The 26,964-nt window shown below is 68.8% G+C and carries 24 protein-coding genes and 1 pseudogene; 15 read left to right on the forward strand and 10 right to left on the reverse strand.

Annotated elements, in window-relative coordinates; genetic code table 11:
• The gene (locus ACFVV0_RS11770) at nt 1-276 is read right to left on the reverse strand and encodes an acylphosphatase (RefSeq protein ID WP_387062852.1); all 276 of its coding nucleotides are present in this window, start codon (nt 274-276) and stop codon (nt 1-3) included.
• A 91-nt stretch (nt 277-367) separates the two neighbouring features.
• Here ACFVV0_RS11770 and ACFVV0_RS11775 point away from each other — a divergent pair, with 91 nt between their 5' ends.
• The 3 genes from ACFVV0_RS11775 to ACFVV0_RS11785 are packed head-to-tail and all read left to right on the forward strand — an operon-like array spanning nt 368 to nt 4,526.
• Nucleotides 368-1,996 carry a methyltransferase gene (locus tag ACFVV0_RS11775; RefSeq protein WP_387062854.1) on the forward strand — a complete coding sequence of 543 codons (1,629 nt, stop codon included), beginning with the start codon at nt 368-370 and terminating at the stop codon, nt 1,994-1,996.
• A 53-nt stretch (nt 1,997-2,049) separates the two neighbouring features.
• Nucleotides 2,050-3,081 (forward strand): aldo/keto reductase, encoded by a 1,032-nt coding sequence (locus ACFVV0_RS11780; RefSeq protein ID WP_387062857.1) that lies wholly within the window; start codon nt 2,050-2,052, stop codon nt 3,079-3,081.
• Nucleotides 3,078-4,526 carry an MFS transporter gene (locus ACFVV0_RS11785; RefSeq protein ID WP_387062860.1) on the forward strand — a complete coding sequence of 483 codons (1,449 nt, stop codon included), beginning with the start codon at nt 3,078-3,080 and terminating at the stop codon, nt 4,524-4,526. Before ACFVV0_RS11780 ends, ACFVV0_RS11785 begins: the two co-directional genes overlap by 4 nt.
• Here ACFVV0_RS11785 and ACFVV0_RS11790 read toward each other — a convergent pair.
• Nucleotides 4,523-5,116 (reverse strand): annotated as a pseudogene (locus tag ACFVV0_RS11790) (NADPH-dependent FMN reductase). The gene ACFVV0_RS11785 and the pseudogene ACFVV0_RS11790 sit on opposite strands and share 4 nt — an antisense overlap.
• A gap of 133 nt (nt 5,117-5,249) precedes the next feature.
• Here ACFVV0_RS11790 and ACFVV0_RS11795 point away from each other — a divergent pair.
• Together ACFVV0_RS11795 and ACFVV0_RS11800 are read left to right on the forward strand one after the other, a co-directional pair.
• A complete protein-coding gene (locus tag ACFVV0_RS11795; RefSeq protein ID WP_387062863.1) occupies nt 5,250-5,510 on the forward strand; it encodes a hypothetical protein in 261 nt (86 codons plus the stop codon).
• 101 nt (nt 5,511-5,611) lie between these two features.
• Entirely contained in the window at nt 5,612-8,575 is a 2,964-nt protein-coding gene (locus ACFVV0_RS11800; RefSeq protein ID WP_387062866.1) for an AAA family ATPase, read from the forward strand.
• Between the two features lie 34 nt (nt 8,576-8,609).
• On the opposite strand, the gene ACFVV0_RS11805 is transcribed toward ACFVV0_RS11800, so the two are convergent.
• On the reverse strand, nt 8,610-8,990 hold the full coding sequence (locus ACFVV0_RS11805) for a TraR/DksA family transcriptional regulator (protein WP_387062869.1): 381 nt from the start codon (nt 8,988-8,990) through the stop codon (nt 8,610-8,612).
• Nucleotides 8,991-9,192: 202 nt separating this feature from the next.
• Between ACFVV0_RS11805 and ACFVV0_RS11810 the strand changes: the two genes are divergently transcribed.
• Nucleotides 9,193-9,468, forward strand: a complete 276-nt coding sequence (locus ACFVV0_RS11810) for a hypothetical protein (protein WP_387062872.1) — start codon at nt 9,193-9,195, stop codon at nt 9,466-9,468.
• A gap of 88 nt (nt 9,469-9,556) precedes the next feature.
• Here ACFVV0_RS11810 and ACFVV0_RS11815 read toward each other — a convergent pair whose 3' ends face one another.
• Nucleotides 9,557-10,042: a glutathione peroxidase gene (locus tag ACFVV0_RS11815; protein WP_387062875.1), complete on the reverse strand. Its 486-nt coding sequence runs from the start codon at nt 10,040-10,042 to the stop codon at nt 9,557-9,559.
• A gap of 140 nt (nt 10,043-10,182) precedes the next feature.
• Between ACFVV0_RS11815 and ACFVV0_RS11820 the strand changes: the two genes are divergently transcribed.
• On the forward strand, nt 10,183-10,887 hold the full coding sequence (locus tag ACFVV0_RS11820; RefSeq protein WP_387062877.1) for an aspartate/glutamate racemase family protein: 705 nt from the start codon (nt 10,183-10,185) through the stop codon (nt 10,885-10,887).
• Here the strand turns inward: ACFVV0_RS11820 and ACFVV0_RS11825 are convergent.
• Together ACFVV0_RS11825 and ACFVV0_RS11830 are read right to left on the reverse strand one after the other, a co-directional pair.
• The gene (locus ACFVV0_RS11825) at nt 10,884-11,810 is read right to left on the reverse strand and encodes a sulfurtransferase (RefSeq protein WP_387062880.1); all 927 of its coding nucleotides are present in this window, start codon (nt 11,808-11,810) and stop codon (nt 10,884-10,886) included. The two genes, ACFVV0_RS11820 and ACFVV0_RS11825, sit on opposite strands and share 4 nt — an antisense overlap.
• Nucleotides 11,811-11,952: 142 nt before the next feature.
• Entirely contained in the window at nt 11,953-13,338 is a 1,386-nt protein-coding gene (locus ACFVV0_RS11830) for an L-serine ammonia-lyase (RefSeq protein WP_387062883.1), read from the reverse strand.
• A gap of 146 nt (nt 13,339-13,484) precedes the next feature.
• Here ACFVV0_RS11830 and ACFVV0_RS11835 point away from each other — a divergent pair, with 146 nt between their 5' ends.
• The 6 genes from ACFVV0_RS11835 (at nt 13,485) to ACFVV0_RS11860 (ending at nt 18,266) form a co-directional block, all read left to right on the forward strand.
• Complete coding sequence (locus ACFVV0_RS11835) at nt 13,485-13,727, forward strand: helix-turn-helix domain-containing protein (RefSeq protein ID WP_387062886.1); 243 nt, start codon at nt 13,485-13,487, stop codon at nt 13,725-13,727.
• Complete coding sequence (locus ACFVV0_RS11840) at nt 13,720-14,217, forward strand: Clp protease N-terminal domain-containing protein (protein ID WP_387062889.1); 498 nt, start codon at nt 13,720-13,722, stop codon at nt 14,215-14,217. The genes ACFVV0_RS11835 and ACFVV0_RS11840 overlap by 8 nt, the downstream gene beginning before the upstream one ends.
• A gap of 105 nt (nt 14,218-14,322) precedes the next feature.
• Complete coding sequence (locus ACFVV0_RS11845; RefSeq protein ID WP_387062892.1) at nt 14,323-15,327, forward strand: ATP-binding cassette domain-containing protein; 1,005 nt, start codon at nt 14,323-14,325, stop codon at nt 15,325-15,327.
• Nucleotides 15,324-16,139, forward strand: a complete 816-nt coding sequence (locus tag ACFVV0_RS11850; protein WP_387062894.1) for an ABC transporter permease — start codon at nt 15,324-15,326, stop codon at nt 16,137-16,139. Before ACFVV0_RS11845 ends, ACFVV0_RS11850 begins: the two co-directional genes overlap by 4 nt.
• Nucleotides 16,140-16,197: 58 nt before the next feature.
• Nucleotides 16,198-16,710, forward strand: a complete 513-nt coding sequence (locus ACFVV0_RS11855; RefSeq protein WP_387062897.1) for a PH domain-containing protein — start codon at nt 16,198-16,200, stop codon at nt 16,708-16,710.
• Complete coding sequence (locus ACFVV0_RS11860; RefSeq protein ID WP_387062900.1) at nt 16,707-18,266, forward strand: PH domain-containing protein; 1,560 nt, start codon at nt 16,707-16,709, stop codon at nt 18,264-18,266. Before ACFVV0_RS11855 ends, ACFVV0_RS11860 begins: the two co-directional genes overlap by 4 nt.
• 81 nt (nt 18,267-18,347) lie before the next feature.
• Here the strand turns inward: ACFVV0_RS11860 and ACFVV0_RS11865 are convergent, their stop codons facing one another.
• Nucleotides 18,348-21,656: an ATP-binding protein gene (locus ACFVV0_RS11865; protein ID WP_387062903.1), complete on the reverse strand. Its 3,309-nt coding sequence runs from the start codon at nt 21,654-21,656 to the stop codon at nt 18,348-18,350.
• Between the two features lie 86 nt (nt 21,657-21,742).
• Between ACFVV0_RS11865 and ACFVV0_RS11870 the strand changes: the two genes are divergently transcribed.
• A complete protein-coding gene (locus ACFVV0_RS11870; RefSeq protein ID WP_387062906.1) occupies nt 21,743-22,339 on the forward strand; it encodes a class I SAM-dependent methyltransferase in 597 nt (198 codons plus the stop codon).
• 28 nt (nt 22,340-22,367) lie between these two features.
• Here the strand turns inward: ACFVV0_RS11870 and ACFVV0_RS11875 are convergent, their stop codons facing one another.
• The gene (locus ACFVV0_RS11875; protein WP_387062909.1) at nt 22,368-23,207 is read right to left on the reverse strand and encodes a helix-turn-helix transcriptional regulator; all 840 of its coding nucleotides are present in this window, start codon (nt 23,205-23,207) and stop codon (nt 22,368-22,370) included.
• A gap of 101 nt (nt 23,208-23,308) precedes the next feature.
• On the opposite strand from ACFVV0_RS11875, the gene ACFVV0_RS11880 reads away from it, so the two are divergent.
• Entirely contained in the window at nt 23,309-24,073 is a 765-nt protein-coding gene (locus ACFVV0_RS11880) for an SDR family oxidoreductase (RefSeq protein WP_387062912.1), read from the forward strand.
• A 42-nt stretch (nt 24,074-24,115) separates the two neighbouring features.
• Here the strand turns inward: ACFVV0_RS11880 and ACFVV0_RS11885 are convergent, their stop codons facing one another.
• Entirely contained in the window at nt 24,116-25,201 is a 1,086-nt protein-coding gene (locus ACFVV0_RS11885) for a DNA glycosylase AlkZ-like family protein (RefSeq protein ID WP_387062915.1), read from the reverse strand.
• Between the two features lie 312 nt (nt 25,202-25,513).
• Nucleotides 25,514-26,896, reverse strand: coding sequence for a DUF222 domain-containing protein (locus ACFVV0_RS11890; RefSeq protein WP_387062918.1), 1,383 nt, complete (start codon nt 26,894-26,896; stop codon nt 25,514-25,516).
• Nucleotides 26,897-26,964 lie beyond the last annotated feature (68 nt).

The raw sequence follows: 26,964 nt of genomic DNA on the forward strand, positions 1-26,964 counted from the left end.
CTATTGTGTCTCGCGAACGCGAAAGGCGTCCTCGCCGAGCGCCGCGACTTCCGTCACCGTCACGCTTTCGACCCGGCAACCGGGAGGGCCGGTGCGGAGCCACCCGAGCATTCGGTCGACCTCCTCCGGCTCGCCCTCTACCTCCACCTCGACCGTTCCGTCGAGCCGGTTGCGGGCGAATCCCGAGACGTCGAGGCGGTGCGCCATCTCGCGGGCGCTCCATCGGAACCCGACGCCCTGCACCGTTCCTGTCACGATCGCGTGTCTGCGGATCATGGCCCCTATTCTGCTCCTGCCGCCGCCGAGGCGGTGGTGGCGCTCCCGAATCGTGGAGTCCGTTCGAGGTGGAGTGCGTTTGAATGGTGCGGTGACTTCTTCGCGTCCAGCCGACCAGCCAGCCGCACCTGCCGAAACGACCGCTGCCATCGCGGCGCTCCGTGCCGACCTGCAGGCCGCCGGTTTCACGGTCGCAGCCTTGTCGGAACTCTGGGGGAGCACCGGTGCGGAAGCCCTGCATCGCGGGCAGCGCATCCCCGCCCTGCGTGCGCTGGAGACCCGGCGCGGGCAGTCGGGCGATTCAGCGATCGCAACGCTGGCCGAACTGTTCGTGCTCGGAAGACCCGTGACGGTGGACGCGCTCGCGCGCGCCCTCCCCACCGCAGGGGTCGCCGGCGCGCGAGAGCTCGGCCTGGTGCGGCAGCCGGAACAGGGTGACGGAGAGGCGGGATCCGTCGAACCGGCGGTCGACCTTCGTCCGTACAGTTTCGTGGATGCGCTCGGGGCGGCCGAGTGGTGGATCGTGTCCGACCTGGGCGAGCTCGCTCTCGGTCACGCCCTTCCCGTCGATCATGTGCTCGGCGTCGGAGGAGCATCCCTCACCCTCAGCGGACTCATGCTGCAGGCTCCGGTCGAGCGCGCGCTCGACCTCGGCACCGGATGCGGGATCCAGGCCATGCACGCATCCCGTCACGCCCGCCACGTGGTCGCGACCGACATCTCCGTGCGCGCGCTCGACCTCGCCGCGCTCAACACCGAGCTCAACGGGATCGGCAACGTCGAATTCCGGCTCGGCAGTCTCTTCGAACCCGTCGCCGGGGAGACGTTCGACCACATCGTGTCGAACCCGCCGTTCGTCATCACGCCGCGCACCGACGGGGTTCCCGAGTACGAGTACCGGGACGGCGGGATGGTCGGCGACGGGCTCGTCGAGGCCGTTATCCGGTCGGCGGGTGAGCACCTGACACCGGGAGGTGTCGCTCAGTTGCTGGCGAACTGGGAGTATCGCGTGCCCGCACCCGTGCTCGGTTCGCCGGCCGCGTCCGCTGCCGTCGACGCGTTCGACCGGGTCGCCGACTGGATCGACACCGCTCCGGTGGCACTGGACGCCTGGATCATCGAACGGGAAGCGCAGGATGCGGCCGAATACGCGGAGACCTGGATCCGCGACGGCGGCACCCGGCCGGGCACGGTCGACTTCGACCGGCTCTACGACGCCTGGCTGTCCGACTTCGCCGACCGCGGCGTCGAGTCGGTCGGATTTGGTTACGTGCTGCTCCGACGGCCTGCCGACGGAACCCCGACGCTTCGCCGGCTCGAACGGATGCACGGTGCCCTCGGAGCGAGCGAGGCCGGCCTCGGAGTGCACCTGGGAGCCGCCCTGGCCGCCCACGACTGGCAGTCGGACCTCGACGATGCGGCCGTGGCGGCGACCCGTTACGTCGTGTCGGATGATGTAACCGAGGAACGCCATTTCTGGCCGGGCGACGAGTCGCCCACCGCCATGCTGCTGCGCCAGGGAGGTGGCTTCGGCCGCACGATCCAGGGTGGCACGGCGCTGATCGCGTTGGTGGGCGCCTGCGACGGCGAATTGACGGCCGGAGCGATCGTCGGAGCGCTTGCACAGCTCCTGGAGGTCGGCGAACCCGAACTCGCGGCCGAGCTCCTGCCCGTCGTTCGAGCGCTGGTCGTCGACGGGTTCCTCCGGCCTGTCGAGTGACCGACCGGTGGCAAGCGGTTCGCAAACGCGGCCGCGAGCGTTAGCGTCTAATCATGGACCTTCGAACTCTCGGAAACAGCGGAACAGTCGTCTCCTCCCTCGCCCTCGGAACCATGACCTTCGGAGCGGAGGCCGACGAGGCGACGTCGCACACTCTCATCGATACCTATCTGGAGGCGGGCGGCACCTTCCTCGACACGGCCGATGTCTACAGCTCGGGAACCTCCGAGACGATCATCGGGAGCTGGCTCGCGGCGCATCCGGGCAGGCGTGACGACATCGTCATCGCCACGAAAGGCCGCTTCCCGATGGGCCAGGGGTCCAACGACCTCGGGCTCTCCCGCACGCACCTTCGCAAAGCCCTCGACTCCTCCCTCGCCCGGCTCGGGGTGGACCACATCGACCTCTACCAGATGCACGCCTGGGATGCGCGCACACCGATCGAGGAGACCCTGCGCTTTCTCGACGACGCCGTCACGGCCGGAAAGATCTCCTACTACGGCTTCTCCAACTACCTCGGCTGGCAGCTCACCAAGGCGGCTGCGACGGCGCGGCTGCACGGCTGGGCGCCGCCGGTCACGCTGCAGCCGCAATACAATCTGCTGGTGCGCGGCATCGAGCACGAGGTCGTTCCCGCGGCGCTGGACCAGGGCATCGGCCTGCTGCCCTGGTCGCCCCTCGCCGGCGGCTGGCTGAGCGGAAAGTACCGGCGCGACCAATCTCCGACGGGTGCCACGCGGCTCGGTGAGAACCCCACGCGCGGCATGGAGGCGTGGGAGAAGCGCAATGCCGACCCGCGCACCTGGAAGGTGATCGACACCGTCACCCGCATCGCCGCCGAGGAGAGCGCATCGCCGTCGCAGGTCGCTCTGGCCTGGCTGCTCGCACAGCCGGCCGTGACCTCGGTGATCCTCGGCGCCCGCACCACCGAGCAGCTCGAGGACAACCTGGGCGCGGGTGATCTGCGCCTGGAACCGCACCACCTCGCCGCGCTGACGCTCGCAAGCGCTCCTGTCGTCGAGGACTATCCGTACGGCGAGCCGGGCCGTCAGCAGCGGCACCGCAAGCTCGAAGGCGGTCGATGATCGCGGAGGGTTCCCGAGCACGCCTCGACCGCCGGCATCTCGCGCTGACGCTGCTGGTCGCGGGAACGTTCTTCATGGAGAACCTGGATGGGACGATCCTCGCGACGGCGGCGCCGACCATCGGGCGCGCCTACGGGATCGACTCGGCAGCGGTCGGCATCGCGATCACGGCCTACCTCGTGACCCTCGCGGTGCTCATCCCGATCTCCGGCTGGCTCACCGAACGGCTGGGCGCGCGCACCGTGTTCGCGGGTGCGATCGCGATCTTCACGATCGCCTCCGCATTGTGCGCGCTCAGCGGCGACCTCGCGCAGCTGACGGCCATGCGCATCCTGCAGGGCGCGGGCGGCGCGATGATGGTCCCCGTCGGCCGGCTCGCTGTGCTGCGGGTCACCGAGAAGCGCGATCTGGTGCGCGCGATCGCATGGCTCACCTGGCCGGCCCTCGCGGCGCCGATCTTCGCGCCGCTGGTCGGTGGACTGCTGGTCACCTACGCGAGCTGGCAGTGGATCTTCCTCCTGAACATACCGCTCGGCGTCGTCGCCTTCGGCGCGGCGCTGCGCCTGACGCCGGCAGAAGCCGAACGATCACGCAAGCCGCTGGACTGGCTGGGCTTCGTGCTGACGTTCACCGGGGTCGGAGGAGTGGTGGTCTTCGGTGCCCTCCTGGCCGATCCGGCCGCCCCGGCCGTCGCCACGATCGTGGCCGGTGCGGCGGGTGCGGTGCTCACGGCCGCCGCGATCTGGCATCTGGGCCGCACCGAGCATCCATTGCTCGATCTCCGGGCGTTCCGCATCGAGACGTTCCGGGTGACACACGCGGGCGGATCCCTCTTCCGTCTGTCGATCTCCGCGGTCCCCTTCCTGCTGCCGCTCTTCTTCCAGGACGCGCTCGGCTGGTCGCCCGTGCAGGCCGGCGCCGTGGTGCTCGCCCTCTTCGTCGGGAACCTCGTGATCAAACCGGCGACCACGCCGATGCTCACCCGGTGGGGCTTCCGAACGGTGCTGATCTGGTCGACCGCGGGCGCCGTGATCACGATGCTGCTCTCGGCCTTCATCGCCGAACTCACGCCCGTGGCACTGGTCGTCGCCCTGCTCCTGGTCAGCGGGATGACCCGATCGAGCGGATTCACCGCGTACAACACCATCGCGTTCGCCGACGTGCCGTCCGACGAGATGACCGGAGCGAACACGCTGGCCTCGACGGTGCAGCAGATCGCTGCCGGGCTCGGAGTGGCCGTGGGCGCGGTGGCGCTCCGCTTCGGGGCACCGATCGCCTCAGCGGTCGGGATCGACGACGCGGCCGGCGCCTATCGCGTCGCGTTCGTCCTGATCGCGCTCGTCGCGGTGGGGTCGGTCGTCGAGGCCCTGCGCCTGTCGCGCACTGCCGGTGAGAACATCCGGCCGCCGCATCGCGCGCGCCCGCTTCGTCGCGCTCGCGTCTAGTGGGCTTTGGGAACGACTGTCAGCACGCGCTCGATGAACTCGAAGAAGGCGTTCATGAATGCGCGGAGGGAGGCCTCCGTCCGCGGATCGGTGACCTCGCCATCCGGGGACACCAGACCGGGGGTCATCTGGATTTACGCCTCCGGCGCGTTCATCTGAGGCGCGTTCAGGAAGCTGAGGACGCTGCGGAGCTGCTGCTGCGCCACCGCCGTGCCGATCGGGCCCGGTGAGGCGCCGATCACGGCCGTGGCTTTGCGCGCGATCACGTTCTGATTGTATGGACGGCTCGCCCAGTCGATCGCGTTCTTGAGCGCACCGGGAAGGGACCGGTTGTACTCGGGGGTCACGAAGAGCAGCGCATCCTGGGCAGCGATCGAGGCTTTGAAATCGATCGCCGTCTGCGGAAAGTCCCCGTCGAGATCGCGGTTGTACAGCGGGAGATCGCCGATCGGGATCTCCGTGAACTCGAGGTCACCGGGGGCGAGGCGCAGCAGGGCTTTCGAGAGCAGACGATTGATCGACTGCGTGGAGAGGCTCCCCACGATGTAGCCGACCCGGTAGGGCGGGGTGAGTTCATTGATTGTTGCCATACCGCCAGCATCCCCCGCGGCCGGAGGAAGTCGAGAGGCCTCAGGAGCCCAAATAGGGCATCTTACCGATGTGGCGCGCCCACCTTAGAGAACAGCATTGAACTACTCAGGAAGAGCGGGATGGGGAAACGAAATGCTGTTGTCAGAAGAGTTCGCGATCGGCCGGATCAACGCGCGGGAGACCGTGGAGCGCGACCGGGAGATCGAAATGGCGCGCCGCGTCCGCGAAGAGCAGACGCGTCGTCGCATCGTCGCCTCGCCGGCGGATGCGGTGGTCGCCGGTGCTGAAAGCCTCCTTCGGGCGCGCGCCGAGCACCCTGCAGGCACGCGCCGCAGCGAGGCCGTCTCGGAGGCGTCGGGAGACGCCAGAGAGCTGCAATCGGCGGGGAGGTGAGCAACTTCTCGCCGGCGGCGAAGAAGGCGTTTCGGGGGAGTGAGGATGTCGGTGGTCCGTGGCACGATGAAGCCATGCGATCGCCGGCGTCCAGTGCTTCCTTGATCGGACGGGAGTCCGACCTCGGTGCCCTGCGCGACGAGCTGGAGCTGGTGGTTTCAGGTCAGCCGCGCGTCGTCGTCATCGGCGGCGAGGCGGGCATCGGCAAGACGCGGCTGCTCGACGAGTTCCGGTCCGAAGCGGCACTCTCGGCCGTCGTCCTCACCGGGCGAAGCGTCGATCTCGGCACTGACGGCGCGCCCTATGCCCCGTTCACCGGCATCCTTCGTCAGCTGGTCGACGAGGTCGGTGTGGAGGCTGTCCTCGACGCTGCGGGACCGGGCAGTGGCGTGCTCTCGGTGTTCCTTCCGGAATTGGGCCTCGAATCCACGGCTTCGCCTCGAACCGGCGCAGAGCGGCTCTACGAGCTTGTGACGGTGCTGCTCGAGAACATCTCCGCGTCGAAACCCCTCGTCGTGGTGATCGAAGACCTCCAGTGGGCGGATACGGCCACCCTCGAACTGATCCGATTCGTCGTCAGAATGATGGCCGGCGGGCGCTTTCTGCTCGTTCTCAGCTACCGGAGCGACGAGGTGCTGCGCGGGCATCCGCTGCGTGCCTACCTGCCCGAACTCGACCGCACCCGCCGGGTGACGCGCTGGGAGCTCGCGCGGCTCGACCGAGCCCAAGTCGCGGCTCAGGCCGAGGAGATCCTGGGATGCGTGCCCGATGCAGAGACCGTGGACCGCATCTACACGCTCAGCGAGGGTGTGCCGTTCTTCGTCGAAGAGCTGGTGGGAATCGACCACCTCGGCACCGGCGAAGACCTGCCCGAGACTCTCCGCGAACTGCTTCTGGCCCGGTATGAGCGGCTGAGTGAGCCGACTCAGCGCATGCTGCGACTCATCTCGGCGGGTGGCGTCTCCGTCGACCACTGGTTGCTCGAAGCGGTATTCGAAGGATCGGCCGACGAGCTCGACGCCGCCGCGCGCGAAGCCGTCGTCGCCAACGTGCTCAGTACCGACACCACCGACTACTCGTTCCGGCAGGCGCTCGTGCGGGAGGCGATCCACGCCGACCTGCTGCCCGGAGAGCGCACGCGCTTCCACACGCGCTACGCCGTCGCGCTCGAGAACGCCCGGCAGCGCTCCGCCAGCCAGATCTCATACCACTGGATGGCCGCTCACGACCTGCGTCGCGCGTTCATCACCACTCTGGAGGCGATGGAAGAGGCGCGCCTCTCGTACGCGTACCGCACGGCCGCAGCGATGGGGGACCGCGCGCTCGAGCTCTGGGATCAGGTCGACGACGCGCAAGCCATCGCCGGCCGCAGTCGCACCGAACTGCTGTCGCGCACCGCCTCGGCGCTCCGCAACGCGGGCGACAGCGAGCGGGCGCTCGCCCTCGCGAATCTCGCCCTCGACGACGCGGACGGTCTGACTCCCGACCGGCGTGCCCGCCTGCTCCGCGACAAGGCCCAGTACCTCGCCAACCTCAGCCGACCGGGATCGGTCGAGCTGCTGCAGGAGGCGCTCGCGGTGGCCCCCGTCGATCCGTCGGACAGCCTGCGCACGCAACTCCTCGCGGAGGTCGCCGGTCGTCTGATGCTCGAGGCGCGATATGAAGAGGCGATCGAGATGTCGACGCTCGCCATCGACGAGGCGAGCGACGTCAGCGGGTCTCGCGGGTCGGTCGCGCGAACCGTGCGCGGCATCGCCCGCATCGACCGGGGCGACATCGAGGCGGGACTCGCCGATCTCGAGGCGGCGCGCGAGCTCGCGGGCAGCGACGTCGGTCCGCTCCTGCGCAACGCGGTCAACGCATCCGACGCCATGAATGTGCTCGGGCGCTATCGCGACGCCGTCGAGATCGCCGAGGCGGGGGTGGCGCAGGCTCGTCATCGCGGCGTGGAGCGTACCTCCGGCGTCATGCTCGCCTCCAACACTGTCGAGCCGCTGCTGGCGCTCGGCGAACTCGACCGGGCGGAGAAGCTGCTCGACCCGGCGCTCGCGCTCGAAGCGCCGCCGGGCTTCCGCGTGCACCTGCAGCGGATGAAGCTGTGGGTCACACTGTGGCGGGGCGATCCCGACCGTGCCGACGAACTCGCGCGCCGCTGGCGGGCGGGGATGCTCGTGCAGAGCGAGATCGAGATGCAGTCGCGTCTCGGTTTCGCCCGGGTCGCTGCGGAGGTCGCGATCGCACGCGGTGAGGCCCGGCGAGCCTGGGGCGAGGCGAGTGTCATCACATCGCCCGAGTGGCGGTCGATTCCCGCCTACGATCTGCCGCTCCTCGCGGTCGCCGCCCGTGCCTTGGCGAATCTCTGCGAAGCCGAACGCGCAGACAGCGGAGTGGGCTCCGCAACCGACGACAGTCGAGCGTCAGTCGATGTGCCCGGCCAGGTCGCGCGACTCCGCGCGATCCTCGGAACCCTCTCCGAGTGGCCGACCTACCCGGTGTGGGCGCCGATCGTCGAAGCCGAGTTGGTCAGTGTGCGCGAAACGGCCGGGTTCGTGAGTGCTGCTCACGCGCATCCGGAGCACGCGCGTCCGCGGTCCGCGCAGCTCGAAGCCACGCATCCCGATGTCGTGGCGAGCGCGTGGCGTCGCGCCGCCGAGGCCGCCGAGTCGTCTCTCGCTCCAGCACACCTGCGGCCCTACGCTCTGCAGCGTCTGGCCGAGTCGAACGCCGCGCAGGGAGACAGGGCGGCGGCGGAGACGGCCGCGACGGAGAGCCGCGCGATCGCGAACTCGGCCGGGTTGGGCCTCATCGTGCAGTCCGTCGACCGGCTGCGGGAGCGGGCCGTTCTCGGGCGGCATCCGCAGGCTCGCACGCCCGACACGTCCCTCACCGAACGGGAGGTGCAGGTGCTGGCGCTCATCGAGCAGGGCCTCAGCAACAAGCAGATCGGCGAGACCCTCTACATCAGCGCCAAGACGGCGAGCGTCCACGTGTCGAGCATCCTGAAGAAGGTCGGCGCGACCTCCCGCACCGAGGCGGTGTATCGGGCGTCCCGAGCAACCCTCTGATCACGGGTGGATCAGGGGTGGATCACTGGATGGCTCAGCCGTCCACGGTGCGCGCGCACGCGATGCACAGCTCGGCCGTCGGACGGGCGCGGAGCCGGTCCGTTCCGATCGGGCGGCCGCAGCGCATGCACACGCCGTACGTGCCGTTCGCCACCCGCTCGAGCGCCGCATCCACGGCCTTGATATCATCGGCCGTCTCGGAGCGCACGGTCTGCAGACGGGTCCACTCGTACGACATCGTCGGGCCCTCGGGATCGTGCTCGTCGTCGGCCGTGCCCTCGGAGCGAGCCGAGAGCACCATGCCGAGCGACTCGGCGACGTGCTCGGACTCCGCCACGTCTGCGGCCCGGCGGGCGTTCAGCAGCTCGGCCAGCTCGGCGAGCTCCGTTTCCGTCAGGTCGCTGTCGGTCACCATGTCGTGCTCCGCACGAACGTCCGAATCCTCATCATGTCTGCCCCAGATCGTTTCTCGAAGCGAGCCACCCCGGTGCCGCGACCGCCGAGCGGCGAAGCCGACGGTTGCGGCGTACGCTCGCCGACCAGACGAGAGTACGCCCCGGTCGCCGGAAATTGGCTCAACCTCGCTCGCGTACTCTCAGATGGTGCCGTCTTTTCGTGTGACTGTCGCCGTCGGCGCTCTACGCCCGGGCGTGCTGCCGACCGACGTGTTGCCCGCCGCGGCCGCTGCCGGCGCCGAGCTGACCGTGGTCGAAGCATCGAGTGTCGACGTGGTCGCCCGCGAGGCGCGCCTCACCGTGCGGTTCACCGCCGACACGGTCGACGAAGCGATCACCGTCGCCGAGCACGTCGTGGAGCGCATCCGCACTCTGGCCGAGGTCGGGCGGTGGCAGGCCACCGAGCGGGTCGGCGGACGCTGGTTCCGTCGCGCCTAGCCCTCAGGCGGGTGATCACCGGCAACCCCAGCACCGGGCCGGCACCGACTCGCCATCGCGTCGGGACCGGCCCAGCACCGTCTATGGCCTAGTGAACCGGAAGCGACTGCTCGATCAGGCCGACGATCTCGGGTGCGTCCGGCTCGACCGCCGGGCGGAAACGGTGAACGGCGCCATCCGGCGTCACGACGAACTTCTCGAAGTTCCACTTGACCTTGCCCGCCTTGCCCTCCGCATCCGGGGTCTTCTTGAGCTCGGTGTAGAGGGGATGCTCGGACTTTCCGTTCACGCGAACCTTGTCCATCATCGGGAACGTCACGCCCCACGTCGTGGAGCAGTACTCCTTGATGGCATCGGTCGAGCTGAGCTCCTGCAGGAACTGGTTGCTCGGAAAACCGATGACCGTGAAGCCCCGGTCGCCGTAGGTCTTCTGAAGCTGCTCGAGCTTCTCGTACTGGGGCGCGAGGCCGCAGCGGGAGGCGACATTGACGATCAGGACGACTTTGCCGTCGTACTCCGAGAGGGAGGTGGTTTCGCCGTCGATGGTGGTGAGGGGGATGTCCGTAAGACTCATACTGTGAGCATAGGCACGCTATATAACTATTCGTACGCATCGTTTCCATGTCTCCAGCCAAGACTCAGAAAACCTTCATCCTGACGGGTCGCGGGCGCTTGACAGGGCCGGGATCCCCGCCGCTCTGCTAGGACAGGACTATGAAGCGAATCGGACTGCTCGGCGGAATGAGCTGGGAGAGCACCGCGCTCTACTACGCGCTCATCAACGAGGGGGTGCGTGAGCGTCTCGGCGGCCTGCACTCCGCTGAATGCCTGATGGTGTCCGTCGACTTCGCCGAGGTCGAACGGATGCAGTCCGCCGGCGACTGGGCGGCCGCGGGCGCCATGCTCGGCCGGGAGGCGAGCCGTCTCGAGAGCGCCGGCGCCGACGTCCTCGTGCTCTGCACGAACACGATGCACAAGGTGGCGGATGCGATCGAGGCCGCCGTCGGCATCCCTCTGCTCCACCTCGGCGATGTCACCGCCGACGCGGTTCTGGCGGCCGGCATCCGCAGGGTCGGTCTCCTCGGCACCCGGTTCACCATGGAGGAGGACTTCTACGTCGACCGGCTGCGGTCCCGCGGCCTCGAGGTGGTGGTCCCGGATGCGGCGGGTCGTTCCGAGGCAAACCGCATCATCTACGACGAGCTCGTTCTCGGTGTGGTGACCGAGCCGTCGCGCGAGGCGTATCGCTCGATCATCCGGGGCCTGGTCGCTGACGGCGTGGAGGGGATCATCCTCGGTTGCACAGAGATCGAACTACTCGTCGGGGCCGAGGACAGCCCGGTGCCGGTCTTTCCGACGACGCGGCTGCATGCGCACGCGGCCGTGGAGGCGGCGCTCGCAGCCGAGCCCGGCGCCTAGGCGGCCAGTGTCACCAGCGGGGCATCCGGATCTGCCGACCACTCGTTGAGCGAGCCGTCGTAGAGAGCAACGTCGTCACGGCCGAGGAGCGCCAGGACGAGGGCATCGGAGGCGGCCGCGATGCCACCGGCGCAGTACACGACGATCCGGTCCGGTGACGCCAGGGCATCGGCGAAGATGGTCCGCAGGTCGCTGAACGGCAGGTAGGCGTTGGTCTCGCGTGAGACCAGCCGGGCCGCCGGCGCGCTGAGGCTGCCCGGGATGTGGCCCCGACGCGAACGCTGGCCGGCCTCGCCGGAGAACTCCTTCGGAGGAACGGCGCAGATCAGCGTCGCAGACTCCGTGCCGCCGACGACCGCCGCGACGATGTCTTTGTCGACCCACGATCCAGGCCGTTCCTCGGCATCGAAGACGACGCCGGCGCGCGGTTCGACATGTCCGAGGTCGGTCGTTCGGCCTTCGGCCCGCCATTTGGCGATTCCGCCGTCGAGCACGGCGACGCGGTCGTAGCCGAACGCTCGGAACAACCACCAGACGCGAGACGCCCACTGGCTGACGGACGCGTCGTAGACCACGACCGTCGTGTCGTTGTCGATCCCGACGGCGGCGGCCGCCGCCTCGAATGCGGCAGCGCCCGGCCGGGTGAAGGGATACTCACCCGACGGGTCGCTGAAGTCGCCGAGCAGGTCGGCGAAGACGGCTCCCGGAACGTGCCCGTCGACCAGGTACTGGTCGAGTCCACTCAGATAGACCTGGCCGCCGTCGGGCCGGACAGACGGTACGACGGTCGCGTCGAGCACCACGAGGCCGTCGGCGCCGAGGTGATCGGCGAGCCACTGGGTCGAGACGAGGGGCCGGTCGAGGGCCGCAGCGAGGGCGCCGGAAGCGGAGGCACGGGTCGCGGGGTCGGATGCGCTGGTCACGCCGTCCACGCTAACGAGCGGTCGCGCATCCGCCTACGAGACGCGCAACGGGGCGTAACGCGCTCGCGTCACACGGCGACACGAGCCCAGACGGACGCGGCGTCTCGTCAGCGCCCAGCACTCAGCGCCCAGCACTCAGCGCTCAGCACTCGATGACGTTGACCGCAAGGCCGCCTTCGCTGGTCTCCTTATACTTCGTCGACATGTCGAGGCCGGTCTGCCGCATCGTCTCGATGACGGTGTCGAGCGAGACGAGGTGGGAGCCGTCGCCGTGGAGCGCGAGCCGCGCCGCGGAGACAGCGGTCGAGGCCGCGATCGCGTTGCGCTCGATGCAGGGGATCTGCACCAGGCCGCCGACCGGGTCGCAGGTGAGGCCGAGGTGGTGCTCCATCGCGATCTCCGCCGCGTTCTCCACCTGGCGCGGGGTCCCGCCGAGAACGGCGCAGAGCGCTCCGGCGGCCATCGCGCACGCCGAGCCGACCTCGGCCTGGCAGCCGCCCTCGGCTCCGGAGATCGACGCATTCGCCTTGAACAGGGAGCCGATCGCGGTCGCCGTCAGCAGATACTGCCGGATGCCCTCATCCGACGCTCCGGGAACGAAGCGCAGGTAGTAATGGGCGACTGCCGGCACGATGCCGGCCGCTCCGTTCGTCGGCGCCGTCACGACGCGACCGCCCGACGCGTTCTCCTCGTTGACCGCCAGCGCGAACGCGTGCAGCCACTCGATCGAGGTGTCCCGGGCGGGGATGCGGTCGGCCGCCTCCAGATGTTCTCGCAGGGCGGCGGCCCGTCGCTTGACCCCGAGCCCGCCGGGGAGGGTGCCGTCGCCGGCGAGCCCGTTGGTGACGCACTCGGCCATCGCCGACCAGATCAGGTCGAGGCGTTCGCGGGTCTCCTCCGCTCCGTGGATCGCTGCTTCGTTGCGGCGGGCGACCTCGCAGATCGGAATCCCGAGCTCGTCGCAGATACGCAGCAGCTCCTCCGAGCTGGCATAGGGCAGCGGATGCTGTGCGCGGGCCGATAGCGCGGCCTCCTCGCCGTCTCGGCGGATGAAGCCGCCGCCGATCGAGTAGTAGGTCTCCTCGATCAGGGGCAGCGCATCCGTCGTCCCGTCCGGGCGGGTGCCCCAGGCGCTCAGCGTGAGAGCGTTCGGGTGCCCCGGGAGCCGGGTGCGCGGTTCGAACGCGATGTCGTCCTTGCTGAACTGGATGTCGCGGACGCCGGCCAACCGCAGGGTCGAGCCCGTGCTCAGGTCGGCCCACACCCCTCTCACATCGGCGGGGCGGCAGCGCTCGGGCTCGAGACCCGAGAGTCCGGCGATGATCGCGTCGGGGGTGCCGTGTCCCATACCGGTCGAGCCGAGCGAACCGTAGAGGGTGCAGGTGACCTGGCTGACCTGATCGAGCAGGCCCTCATCGATGAGGTGGTCGGCGAACGACTTCGCTGCCCGCAGGGGTCCGACGGTGTGCGAACTCGAGGGACCGATGCCGATCGAGAAGAGGTCGAAGGCCGAGACGTACGCTGTCACATCCTCCAGCTTACGTGGGCAGGGGAGCAAGATCCGTGCGTTCGGCTGCGCTTTCGCGCACGAATGCACCACGGGTGTCTTCGGCTGTCGCGGGCATTTAAGCAACATGAGTTGACAAATCCGGATTAGCAACTTAAGTTGCTTACATGGTTCCCAGCACTCCGCCCCCATCGGCCATCGGCGGGGCCGCCGACGGCCTCGCCGCCGTGGTCGCCCTCCGCGAACTCGCGGACCGTCTCGAAGACGCCGAGGTCGAACGCGCCCTCCGCGCCGGCTGGACGTGGAGCCAGGTCGCCGACGCTCTCGGCGTGACACGACAGGCCGTGCACAAGAAGCACCTGCGCCGCATAGCAGGCGCCGGAATCGAAACAAGGAGACGCCTTGGCTGACAACAACGCCGACCGACCGCTGTCGCGCGCCCTGCGATCGGTGGTCATCCGCTCGATCACCGAAGCCCAGCAGCGCTCCGCAGCGCTGGTCGAGGCGGAGCACCTTCTTCTCGCTCTCTCACTCGAGAAGGGCACATCCGCCGCCGCAGCGCTCGACGCCGCCGGACTCGATCACGCGGGCATCGAAGCGGTGCTCCGGGCAGAACGAGACGCGAGCCTCCGTGTTGCCGGCGTCGAACCGATCCCCGAGGAGCGGCTGCAGGCGGCGCCCCGTGTCACCCGCCCTCGCTGGGGGACGTCGGCCCGGGATGTGCTGGTGCGCGCCCACAGGGCCGCCACGGCCACGCGCCGTGGGCGCACGGCCGAGACCGACCTGCTCGCCGCCATCCTCGGTCTCGATCTCGGCACGGTTCCGCGGGCGCTCGACCTCGCCGGCGTCGACCGGGCGGCGATCCTCGCTCACGCAAGCGCGCGTCCGTCGGCCGCCTGAGCCCCGCTTACAGCCGGGCGCGGAGCGTGTAAGCGCCGCGTAAGCGCCCTGTAAGCGCGCCCGCGCATCCTGAACTCATCAACATCCTCCACAGGAAGGACCACCATGGCCAACAGCTCAGAGTGGGCTGTCGAAGCCCACGGGCTCGTCAAGGTCTTCGGCGACAACCGTGCGGTCGACGGGGTCGACCTCACCGTTCGCGCCGGAACCGTCTACGGCGTGCTCGGCCCCAACGGCGCCGGCAAGACCACCACTATCTCCATGCTCGCCACCCTGCTGAAGCCGGATGCGGGCGAAGCCACCATCTTCGGCCACGACATCCGCAGAGAGCAGCAGGTCGTGCGACAGCTCATCGGCGTGACCGCTCAGTTCGCATCCGTCGACGAGACCCTCTCGGCGACCGAGAACCTCGTCATCTTCTCCCGCCTGCTCGGCCTCAGCCGCGCCGACGCGAAGCGCAAGTCCGCCGAACTGCTCGAAGAGTTCGGCCTGACCGAAGCCGCCAAGCGCCCGCTGAAGAAGTTCTCCGGCGGGATGCGCCGCCGCCTCGACCTCGCCGCCAGCCTCATCTCGCAGCCGCCGCTGCTGTTCCTCGACGAGCCGACCACGGGTCTCGACCCGCGCACGCGCGCTCAGATGTGGGACACCATCCGGCGTCTCGTCTCCACCGGCTCGACCGTGCTGCTCACAACGCAGTACCTCGACGAAGCGGACCAGCTCGCCGACCGCATCGCGGTCATCGACACCGGTCGCGTCGTCGCAGAAGGAACCGCCGACGAGCTCAAGGCATCGGTCGGCGAGTCCTCGCTGCAGCTGCGCCTCGCCGACCCGGCCGACATGGAGGATGCGCGCCGCGCCATCGCCTCCGTGCTCGGTGTCGAAGCGGTCATCTCGCCGGAGGGCTCGCGGATCACCGCACCCATGCGCAACCCCGACACGGTCACCGACCTGTTCGTTACGTTCCGCGAAGCCGGAATCCACCTCACCGAAATGTCCGTTCAGAAGCCGACCCTCGACGAGGTGTTCCTCACCCTCACCGGTCACGGCGTCGAAGACGAGACGGCCGCCTCCACGGAGGACGCCGCAGAAGCAGAAAAGGTCAACGCATGAGTGCGATCACCATCACCCCGCCCGCGCAGCGGAAGCTCAAGAACCACGTGAGCCTCACCCAGTCGGTGGCGAACTCGTTCACGATGGCGTACCGCGGCATCCTGAAGATCAAGCGCACGCCCGAGCAGCTGTTCGACGTGACACTGCAGCCGATCATCTTCACGCTGATGTTCACGTACATCTTCGGTGGAGCCATCGCGGGCAACGTCATCAACTACCTGCCGACGATCATTCCCGGCATCCTGGTGCAGACCGTGATCACCACTTCCGTCGTGACGGGAGTGCAGTTGCGTGAAGACATGGACAAGGGAGTCTTCGATCGCTTCAAGTCCCTGCCGATCGCCCGCATCGCGCCGCTCGCAGGAGCTCTGCTCGCCGACACGATCCGGTACACGATCGCAACGACGCTCACGTTCGTCATGGGCTTCATCATGGGCTATCGCCCGGGTGGCGGCTTCGGGTTCGTGGTGCTGGCCGGCATGCTCGTGATCGTCTGCTCCTGGGCGATCAGCTGGATCTTTGCCTTCTTCGGCGTGATCGCGCGCACGGCCAGCTCGGTTCAAGGAATCTCGTTCCTCATCCTGTTCCCGCTGACATTCCTCTCGAACGCCTTCGTACCCGCCGACACGATGCCCGACTGGCTGCAGTGGTTTGTGAACATCAACCCGGTTTCGCACCTTGTCACGGCTGTACGCGATCTGGCGAACAACGGAACCTGGGGCGCTGACGCCTGGCTCGCCCTGCTGGGGGCCGCTGTCATCGTCGTCGTCTTCGCGCCGCTCACCGTGCGGGCCTATATGCGCAAGGCGTAGGTTCGTCCGCATCAGCCGGCCGCCGCATCCCACCCAGAGAAGACAGTAAGGACCGCTCATGAGCACCATCGTCGGAAACATCGCCGCCATGGTCAGGGAGCCTTCGGGCCGCCCCAGCGAGCGCGCCGTCACATTCTGGGCGTGGAACGCGGCGGTCGGCTGGACCGTGTTCGCCGCACTGCAAGTGCTGTGGATGCTCCTCGCCGACGCCTGGACGCAGCCGCTGCACCTCGCCGGGCTCGCGCTCACCGTGGTCGCCGCGGCGGTGCACGTCGCTGTCATGCCGCGCTGGCGCTACCGCGTCCATCGCTGGGAGATCACCGACGACGCCATCTTCGTGCGTTCCGGCTGGTTCACCCAGGAGACCCGGGTCGCGCCGATCGCGCGGCTCCAGACCGTCGACTCCCGACGCGGCTTCCTGTCGCGGATGATGGGGCTCACCACGGTGACGATCACCACGGCGTCCTCCGCCGGCGCCCTCACCATCCACGCCCTCGACGACGCGGTTGCCGCGGACGTCGTCGCCGTGCTCGCCGAGGTGGCGCAGCACAGCGAAGGGGATGCGACGTGACGGGCGATCCCGATGCGGTCGTCGAACCCGACGCGGTCGTCGAGACCAGCGGCAGCGACGCCCCGGATGCCGATCCGTCGACCGAGCCCTGGCGCCGCCTGAACCCGCTCATGCTGCTCGTGCACCCGCTGCGCGAGCTCATCCGCTACCTTCCGGTGCTCCTGATCGCGCTCATCGCCGGCGCGGCCGGCGGCGAGCCGTGGTGGGCGTACGTACTGTCCGGACTGGGCATCGTCTTCGGCATCCTGCGTTTCTTCACCACCACTTACCGCATCACCCCGACCCATGTGCAGGTGAGGCGGGGTGTGCTGAACCGGCGGACGCTCTCGGCGCCGCGGGACCGCATCCGGAGCGTCGATGTCGATTCGACGATTCTGCACCGCTTGTTCGGCCTGGCCATCGTCAAGGTCGGCACCGGGGCCTCGCACGGCCAGGACGAACTCGAGTTCAACGCCGTCGCGTTGCGGGATGTGCCCACCCTGCGCAGCGAACTGCTGCGGCTCGCTCCGCCCTCGGACGTCGAGGGTTCTGAGCGGCCGGTCAACCTGAGCCGCTGGCGCCCGGGTTGGGTGAAGTATGCGCCGCTCACCCTGAGCGGGGTCGCCTCGATCGTCTTCGTGGCGATCGCGGTACTGCAGATCAACTTCTTCGAGGGCGGCATCCTCACTCGCCTGCCCGTCGTGAAGCAGGGGATCGATTGGCTGACCCGTCTCCCGCTCACGACGACCGCGCTCTGGGGGTCGCTCGGACTGATCGTCGTCGCCTCGGCCGTGGCGATGGTGCGCTACGCGCTCGGCTACGGCAGATTCTCGATCCACCGCGCGGGGCCAACGACCCTGCACATCAGCCATGGACTTCTGCGCGCCCGGCAAATCACCCTCGACGAGACGCGCCTCCGCGGCGCCCAGCTCTCCGAGCCGCTCTCACTCCGGCTGGCGGGTGCCGCATCCGCTCACGCCATCATGACCGGCCTCGGCCGTCAGCGTGGCGGGGTTGCTCTGCTCGCCCCGCCCGGGCCGCGCGAGGAGGCCGTGAGGATCGCCGCCGAGGTGCTCCACACCAGCGAACCGCTCGACGTGCCGCTCACCGAGCACGGTCCGCGGGCCCGTCGTCGGCGCTACACACGGGCGGCATCCTTCGCCGGTCTGCTCGCGGCCGCCGCTCTCGTGCTCCAGCTGGCCGGAGTCGTCGGACCGCTCGTCTGGTGGGCGTTCGTCGTGATCGTGCCCGCCTCCGCGCTCCTCGCCGCCGACCGCTGGCGCGGACTCGGTCATGCGCTGCTCCCGGGCTGGCTGATCGCGCAGAGCGGGTCGCTGAACCGGCGCCGCTCGGTGCTGGCGACCGACGGCATCATCGGCTGGACCATCCGCCGCAGCTTCTTCCAGCGCCGAGCGGGACTGGCGACCTTGATCGCCACCACCGCGGCCGGCCGTCACCGCGTCATCATCCCGGACCTGCCCGAGAGCGAGGTCTGGCCGATCATCGAGGCGATCTCACTCCGTCACGAAGAGCTGATCGGCTGCCGCTACCTCGCCCGCTACGCCGCAGCGCTGTGAGCCGCGGTCTGTGAATCACCGTCTGTGAATCACGATCGCACCACGGTCGCACCGACCATGGACTCGATTGATCCAGCCGCGCTAGAACCGAAGGTCGTGGAGCAACTCGAGTCCGCGACTCGCGGCGTCGTTGCGACTCACCTCGGCGTATAGCGCCCGCGCAGCATCCGGGCGCTCAGCTCCCCACGCGCCGGCCAGCTCGTTCCGGAGCCGCTCGCGGTTGAGGCTCGCTTGGTCCTGGCGGGCGTTGATCCGGTCCGCGATCGCGAACAGTTCGAAACCGGCCTGGAACCACTCGGGGGAGCGCTCGAGATCCGTTCGCGGGGCGAGCATCCAGCAGGCCAGCCCTAACAGGCCTGCACCGAGAACAGGCTTGTCGATGTAGCTCGACTGCAGCCGATGATTGACCAGGATGCGCGTACGCAGCGCGCGGGCCATGTCGTCGATGTCCGGCCAGTCGACCCGTCGAGGGTCGGCCTCCGCGGTGCCGGATCCCGCTGAGTCCGCGACAGCAGCGCGCACATGGGCGGCCAGGCTCGCGCTCGACAGAATCGTCAGCCAGGGGTTGGTCCGGTCGTCGCTCTCGCTGTACAGTCCGATCGCCTCGCGGTAGCGGGCGAGTCCCTCAGCGTCGTTGCCCTCGGCGAGGGCGATCTCGGCAAGCCCGGCGTGCCCGATCCCGAAGTAGTCGACGAATTCGACGCCGCTGGTGGGAGTCTCCGCACTCAGGTAGCGCTCCAGCATCTCGCGGGCGCGCACCAGGTCACCCACCGAGATCGTGTTGATGGCGATGACCCACTCCAGCTGTCGCAGGTCCCCGACCGCCTGCAGCTTCGACAGGCCCTCCTGCGCCAGTTCGCCCCAGTGGACGGCCTCCGCCGGATGCGCGAGCTGGCTGTGCAGCTGCGCGAGCGACTGGGCTGCCGTCGCCGTGTTCCAGGTGTCCTCGATCTGCAAGGACTTCTCGTACGCGACGGTGGCGTACTCCATCGCAAGGTCGAGATCACCCTGGTTCTCCGCGAACTGGGCGGCGATGAGGTTGCCGATCGAGGAGATGGCCGGGTCGGTGGACACCCGGTATTCCGCGAGAAGCGCCATCCCGGGCTCCTCCCGCCCGGCGAGGAGGATGAGGTTCGTCAGCGAGTCGAGAGTGGAGTCCTTCAGCGGATGGCCGCGCTTGACCCGGCGCAGTCGGGAACTCGCCCGCGCGGAGGTTCGCAGCCCGGTGTAGAGGAACGTGCCGGCGATGATGCCGTACGTGGCCGCTGCGTCGTCGCGCTCCTCGTCGCTCGGCTGCCAGCCCGCGAGGGCGTCCAGCACGATCTGGCCGAACGCGAGCACCTCGGTGTGGGCGCTTCGCAGCGACCAGTAGTAACTGAGACCTGCGAAGACCGCTGCCACGACGGGGCCGTTGCGCTGGTCGATGGCGACACGCAGGATGGCGACCAGGTTGTCCTGCTCCGCGGTGATCAGGTTGAAGGAGCTGACCTGCGTCGCGCCGTGCATCCTCCCGAGCGTCTCGCGGGAGAACTGCACCGCCCAGGCGTTCATGCCCTCCTGCACCAGTCGTGTCTCGCCGGCTTCGACGAGCGCCAGGTCGCCGAACTCGCGCACCGTCTCGAGCATCCGGTAGCGCAGGATGCCCGTGGCCGGGTCCTCGGCGACGGACACCAGGGATTGATTGACGAGCGCTTCGAGGTCGTCGAGCACCGTGCCCGCGTCGTCGCCGGAGACGATCTCGGCCGCCTCCGCACTGAAGCCGTCAGGGAAATGGGAGAGCCGCCGAAGCAGGGCACGCTCGGATCCGCCGAGCAGGTTCCAGCTCCAGTCGATGACGGCGAGCAGTGTCCGGTGCCGTTCGGGGGCGTTCCGTTCGCCACCGGTGAGCAGGACGAACCGGTTGCCGAGACGCCGCTCGATCTCCTCGACCGACATCGAGCGGGTTCGAGCGGCCGCGAGCTCGATCGCGAGCGGCAGCCCGTCGAGACGCGTGCAGAGGCGGGCGACGACATCCGGGGGCAGAACGACGTTGGGACGCGCGGCACGCGCGCGCTGCATGAACAGCGCCACCGCGGGTGCCGCCTCATCGGGACCGTCGATGCTGGCCAGGGAGTCCAGCGGGTAGACGCGCTCGGCACTGATCGCCAGGGGGGCCCGGCTCGTAGCGAGCACACGCACGGTGGTGGTGGATTCGAGGATGTCAGCGATCCAGGCGGCCGCGCCGTCGACGATGTGCTCGCAGTTGTCCACGATCAGCAGGGTCTCGCGCTCCGAGAGCACCCCGAGGATGCGCGAGCGCAGGTCGATCCCGGCCAGCGGGTCGCCGGGGCGTGTCGCGCGCGCCTCCCGGATCCCAAGGGTGGACGCGAACGCCAGGGTGATGTCGTCGGCGGATCGCACACTCGCCAGCTCGACGAACACCACCGCGGGCGTGTGCACAGCGCGATGGCCGATCTCCTGCGCCAGCCGGGTCTTGCCGAGTCCGCCCGCACCGAGGATCGTCGTGAGGCGCGACGTGGCGATCAGGTCCTCGAGTGCGTCGAGATCGTACTCGCGTCCGATCAGTTCGTTCGGCGCGCTGCGGAGCCCGAGCTGCACCCTGGCTGAAGAGGGTGTCGGCGCCGGTTCCTCGTCGTCGCGATCGTCCTCGACCAGGAGGCTCGCATTCAACGCGACCAGTTCCGGGCCCGGTCGGGTGCCCAGGAGGTCGAGCAGAGCCTCCTTGAACTGGGCGAAGGCGTGGAGCGCCTCATTGCGGCGGCCCGCGGCGTCGAGGGTGCGCATCCGTTCGAGCTGGAGGCGCTCGTCCAACGGATGCTCGGCCAGCAGCGGCTCCAGGTCGGCGAGGGCGTGCGCCGGGTCACCGAGCAGGCGGCGGGATCGAGCGCGCAGCAGGAGGAGCTCGTCGCGCAACTCTGCAGCGGTGCGGCTGAGTTCGTCGGCGAGCGGACCCGCTCCGAGCTCCACGCCCGGCTCCCCGCGCCAGAGCGCCAGACCGCAGCCCGCCTCGCCCGCGGCCGTGACCGCATCCCCGGCCGCATCCGCCTCGCGTGCTCGGTCGAGGTGCACGCGGGCAAGGCCCAGGTCGGTGAGCTTCGGGTCGATCGCGAGCGCGTATCCGGTCGACGTGGACTCGAGCAGCCCGTCGGCGCTGGCTGTGCGAACACGCGACACGAGCGTCTGGAGCGCTGCCCTCTCCTGCCGGGGTGGTGCGTCGTCCCAGAGGTCGGCGACGAGCGACTGCACCGACAGCGACCCCCGTGCGAGCACGAGCGCCACGATCAGACTCTTCCCGAGCGCACCCGCCGGTTCGGTGAGCGCTCCGGAGCGGTCCTCGACCAGTACGGGGCCGAGGACGGCGATCCGAGGTGTGCTGGGCTTGGAGTCCACTCGCCGATTTTAGCGAGCTTGCGGCCGGTCGAAGACCCGGGCGCGTAGGCTCGTGGCGAACAGTGCCACCTCGATGGGGAGATCGTATGGCTTTCGATTGGTCCGGCTTCTATTCGGCGCAGGGCGCCCGCAGCGTTCGCCCGACGTTCACGGCCGGGCTCGAGGCGTGGGCTGACGCGAGCGGAACCAGCGCGCCGGGCGATGCCATCGACCTCGGCTGCGGTGACGGTGTCGAGTCCCGCCACCTCGCCGAGCAGGGCTGGCACGTGCTCGCCGTCGACTCCGACCCCGGCGTCGACGAGCGGGTGAGAGCCGAGGTGGGGGATGCGCTGGCTTCGCTGGTCGACGTTCGGCAAGCGTCCTTCGAGTCGCTCGGGGAGCTGCCGCCCAGCGATTTCATCTACGCCGGATTCGCTCTGCCGTTCTGCGACCCCGGCCATTTCCCGTACCTCTGGGCCGACATCCGGGATGCCCTTCGCCCGGGAGCCGTCTTCGCCGGCGAGCTGTTCGGGCCGGACGACGAGTGGTTCGGTCGCGCCGGCATGAACTTCCACGACCGCGCGGGTGTCGAGGCGATGCTGGTCGGCCTGGATGTCGTGCAACTCGTCGAGGACGATCGGCGCGGGATGTCGTTCGAGGGCCCCAAGCACTGGCACGTCTTCCACGTGGTCGCGCGGGCCTAGTCGCGCGCGGGCGGGCGGGCCTCGGGGTCTAGCTGAACGCCTGGGTCCCCAGCACGCCGAGCAGCGCGAGCTTCTCCGCAGCCTCCGAGCGTGGCGGGGCCGTGAGCACCAGCAGGCACTGCGACTGGTCTTCCGTGAACAGCACCTGGCAGTCGAGCTCGATCGGTCCGAGTTCCGGGTGGATGAGCGTCTTGTGGTCTTCGAACCGCTTGGCGACCTCGTGCCTGTCCCAGAGTTCGGAGAACTCGGGGCTCGCCTTCTGCAGTGCGCGTACCAGTTCGCCCGCCCGCGAGTCCGCGCCCATCGTGCCGTAGGCGACCCGGAGCGAGGCGACCTGTGCACGGCTCTGACGGTCGCGGTCGTCTTCGGGGTAGCGGATGCGCTCGGTCTCGGGATGCACGAACCACCGGTAGACCTCGCTGCGTTCCAGCCCCGTCAGGCCCGTTCGATCGCCGAGTAGTGCGGCGGCGAGTCCGTTCTGCAGCAGTGTCTCGCCGAGGTTCGAGAGGATCAGCGCCGGCGAGTCGTCGAGGTGGTCGAGCACCCGCTGCAGTGCGGGGGAGACGTGCGCGCCACCGGTGAGGCGGTCGGGTGCGCTGTGTCCGGCCATCCGGTAGAGGTAGTCGCGTTCGTCATCCGTCAGGCGCAGGGCGCGGGCGAGGGATGCGAGGATCTGTTCGCTCGGCTGCGGTCCGCGTTTCTGCTCCAGGCGCGTGTAGTAGTCGACCGACATCGCCGCGAGCTGTGCGACCTCCTCGCGGCGAAGTCCGGGTGCGCGGCGGCGGGCGCCCGACGGCAGCCCGACATCCGTCGGCAGAAGGGTCGCGCGACGGCGGCGGAGGAAGTCTGCGAGTGCGGCGCGGTCCATGTATCCATCATGCGCTGTGCCGACCGGCGTATCCAGGGACCCGCGATCCCCCGATCATCCCTCCTCTCCCGCTTGCGGTCGATAGGGCAGACAGTGGGGACATGAACATCTCAGGGAACACCATCTTCATCCCCGGTGCGACGAGCGGCATCGGGCTCGCTCTCGCCCTCGCTTTCCAAGCCAAAGGCAACACCGTCATCGTCGGTGGTCGCCGCACCGAGCTGCTCGAGCAGATCGCTGCCGGGCATCCCGGCATCGACACCGTCCGGATCGACACGACGGACGCAGCGAGCATCGCGTCCGCGTCGGCGGAGGTCATCGCCGCGCATCCCGAGCTCAACGTGCTCATCGCCGTAGCCGGAATCATGCGTGCCGAGGACTGGCACACACCCGCAGGGTTCCTCGCGAGTGCCGAGGCGACCGTCACGACCAACCTGCTCGGTCCCATCCGGCTGATCGGTGCCTTCATCGAGCACCTCGAGGGGCGTCCGGATGCGACCATCGTCACCGTCTCGTCGGGGCTCGCCTTCACACCGCTCGCGGCCACGCCGAGCTACAACGCGACCAAAGCGGCGATCCACATGCTCAGCGAGAGCATCCGGCTGCAGTTCGCGAACACGAGTGTCAAGGTCGTCGAGCTGGTGCCGCCATCGGTTCGCACCGGCCTCATGCCCGGTCAGGAGAGCAACGAAGTGGCCATGCCGCTGGACGAGTTCATCGCCGAGACCATCGAACTGTTCGAGACCCAGCCTGACGTCAAAGAGATCCAGGTCGAGCGGGTGAAGTTCCTGCGCTACGGGGAGGCTCGCGGCGATTACGACCAGGTCGTCGCTGTGCTGAACAGCTCCGATCCGCACGGGAAGTAGGGGCGGCTCCGAACGGACGTCGGCGTGGCGGGGCTGTGGGCCTCAGTCTGCGACTCGCAGTCCCAGCCACGTCGCGAGTGCCTCGATCTCGGATCGCACGTCCGACGTCATCGCCGCCGTGAACGCCACATCTTCGTGGATCGCGTTCACCCGGAGCACCCCGGCCTTGCGGTCGGCGAGCGCGTCGAGTTTTCCGACGAGACGGTCGTCGTGCAGGATCGGTAGGGCGAAATAGCCCCAGCGGCGTTTGTCGGCCGGCTTGTACATCTCGAGCAGGTACTCGTATTCGAAGATCTCCTGTGCACGGATGCGGTCATGGATGAGACGGTCGAACGGCGACAGCAGCGCCGTGCGTCCCGTGAACGGCCGGTCGAGGGCATCCGGGTCGACTCGCCACTCGCGGCTGCTGCCTTCGACCTCGACCGGCTCGCCCGCCTCACCCACCATCGGCGCTCGGGCGATTCCGAGTGCGCGCAGCCGGCGTTGGTCGCGGATGCGCTTCGCCTCCTCCAGGGGGAGCGTCTCCACGCCCGGTGGGTAGACCCGCTCGGCGAGGTCGAACGTGCGCTGGCGGCCGATCCGCCCCGCGGTCGCGAGTTCGCCGCGGGCGACCAGGAACTCGAGCATCCGTGTCACGTTCTGGTTGTGCGTCCAACCCGTCGACACCCACGGCACCGTGCTCGTGTCGGCCACGTCGCGTGAGAGGAGTGGACCCGCATCCCTGAGTCGGGCCAGCACGTCCTGCCGGAACGACTCGTTCGCCTGGAGCCACTCACGAGCGTCCTTGTAGCGGACCCCGGATGCCATCTCCGCGAGGTGGAGCCCAAGGTCGGACGTCGGGCGCACCATCGCAATGGCCGGGCTCGTGATCTCGTCCTGGGCCTTGTGCTCCCACAGCGTGCGGTCTCGTTCGATCGCCTGCTTCAACTGCGCCGGCTGGTATGAAGAGCCCATTCGCGACCACGCAATGAGGTCCGCACTGGGGGCGATGGCTGCAGTCGGGTCGAGCTGAAGGAACGTCAACTGCTGCACCAGAGCGAGCAGGTCGCTCGGTCGTTCGGCGTCGAGTCGTTGGGCACGGATGGCGATGCGCCGGGCTTCGTCCCGGTCGAGCTGCACAGCTGACATGCTCCTCAAGCTAACGCAGCGGCCGCGGGTTGGGCGACGGTCTCGGGCTGAGGGTGGGTCTGGCGTGGGTTGTGGGTTGTGGGTTGTGGGTTGTGGGTTGTGGGTTGGGGTGTGCCGGGGACTGGGCGCCGTGTGCTGGGTGCCGGGGCTCTGTGCCGTGGTTGGGCTGTGGGCCGGGCGCTTGGGTACCAGGTGCCACGTGCTGGACGCTGGGTGCCGCGAACGACAGGCGCGGCCTCAACCGACGTGTTGCAAACGATCGTGATCGTCTCTCCGAGTGCTTTTGTCTAGAACCTCCGACTTCTGAGCTGCCTACGCGGCGTTGGGTATTCGTATGCGTCCGCCGGGTCGTGGTCGTTGGTGGGGGTCGATGTGGGGTGGTGGGGTGAAGTAGGGCACGTTGTTGCGCACGTGGATATCCCAGTTGTCGTGGTGGATGCGGTGGTGGTGTGAGCTGCAGAGCAGGATGCCGTTGTTCAGGTCTGTCGGCCCTGCGTCGGCGTCCCACCATCTGATGTGGTGCGCTTCGGTGTAGGCGGGTGGGTGGGGGCAGCCGGTCCAGGCGCAGCCGCCGTCACGTTCGGCGAGGGCGAGTTTCTGGGTGCGGGTGAAGAGGCGGTGGCTGCGGCCGAGGTCGAGGACTTCGCTGTCGGTGCCGAGGATGGTGGGGATGAGGTGGGCGTCGGCGGCCATCCGCCGGATCGTGCCGGCACTGACCGGGCTGGGGATGCCGTCGATCTCACCGGCACCGACCCCGGACTGCAACGCGTCGAGGGGAATGCGGACGATCACGGTCACCGGCGGCTTGCTGTTCACTCCGGTTGCGGTGCAGGTGGCGAGGTGCCGGAACACGTCGACAGCCGTGTCGGAGCGGATCTGCGCCATACTCCGAGACTCCGGCATCTCATCACCATCCGTGTCGGTGGCGGCGCCTGCATCGTGGAATCGGACTTTCCGGAGTTCGTGTCCGACGAGGGTGTCGATGGCGGTGATCACATACCCGGCGGATTCCGGGTCCAAGTACCAGTCGAGGTGGGTCATCCCATCCGTGGTGCTGCTGATCGTCAACGACCGGCGTTGTCGTTGCCGGTGCTCCCGCGGCAGGATCCCGTCTTGGTCGAGCCGGTCGCGGACCTGCCCAGCCAACGCACGGAGGTCGGTGACAGTCAGACTCGGCGCGTGCTCCACCAGGACCCGTTCACCGCAGGCGAGGTCGCTAATAGTGCAGCCGGGTGCGGCTTTCTGGAGTTCGCGGACGATCACCGCCGCTTGTTCCACACTCACCCAACCCGCAGAAGGGGTGTCGACGGGTGCGGACACCGCAGTCGCCAACACCGGGAACGTCGCTGGCAGGACCTCCCCGACCAAACTCACCCGGGGTGCGGTCGCCGTCCCGACGAGGCAGTACTGTCGGGCGGCCGGGACCGTTATCTGCCACCGCTCCGCCAGCAACACGGCCGGGCTGCTGTGCCCGCACCGGGTCACCGGGTTCTCTTCCCCGACCAGGACCGACCGGGCCACCAACTCCCCAGCCGCCCGCAGCTTCACCGCATCCAACACCGCCTGCACATCACCCAACACGGTCAACAGGTCCAACAGCTCGTCCCGGCCCAGCCCGGCAGGTGTGCTGAACGGGTCCAGCGCATCCCGCAACACCGCAACCGGGTCGGCGGGAGTGTCAGGAGTGGTGGTCATGCGTCAAGTCCACCACGACCCACCGACATTCCAACCCGCTAAAACACCCTCTGACCAGCCATTTACCT

It is taken from the genome of Leifsonia sp. NPDC058230 (genome assembly GCF_042882245.1).
GTDB lineage: Bacteria > Actinomycetota > Actinomycetes > Actinomycetales > Microbacteriaceae > Leifsonia.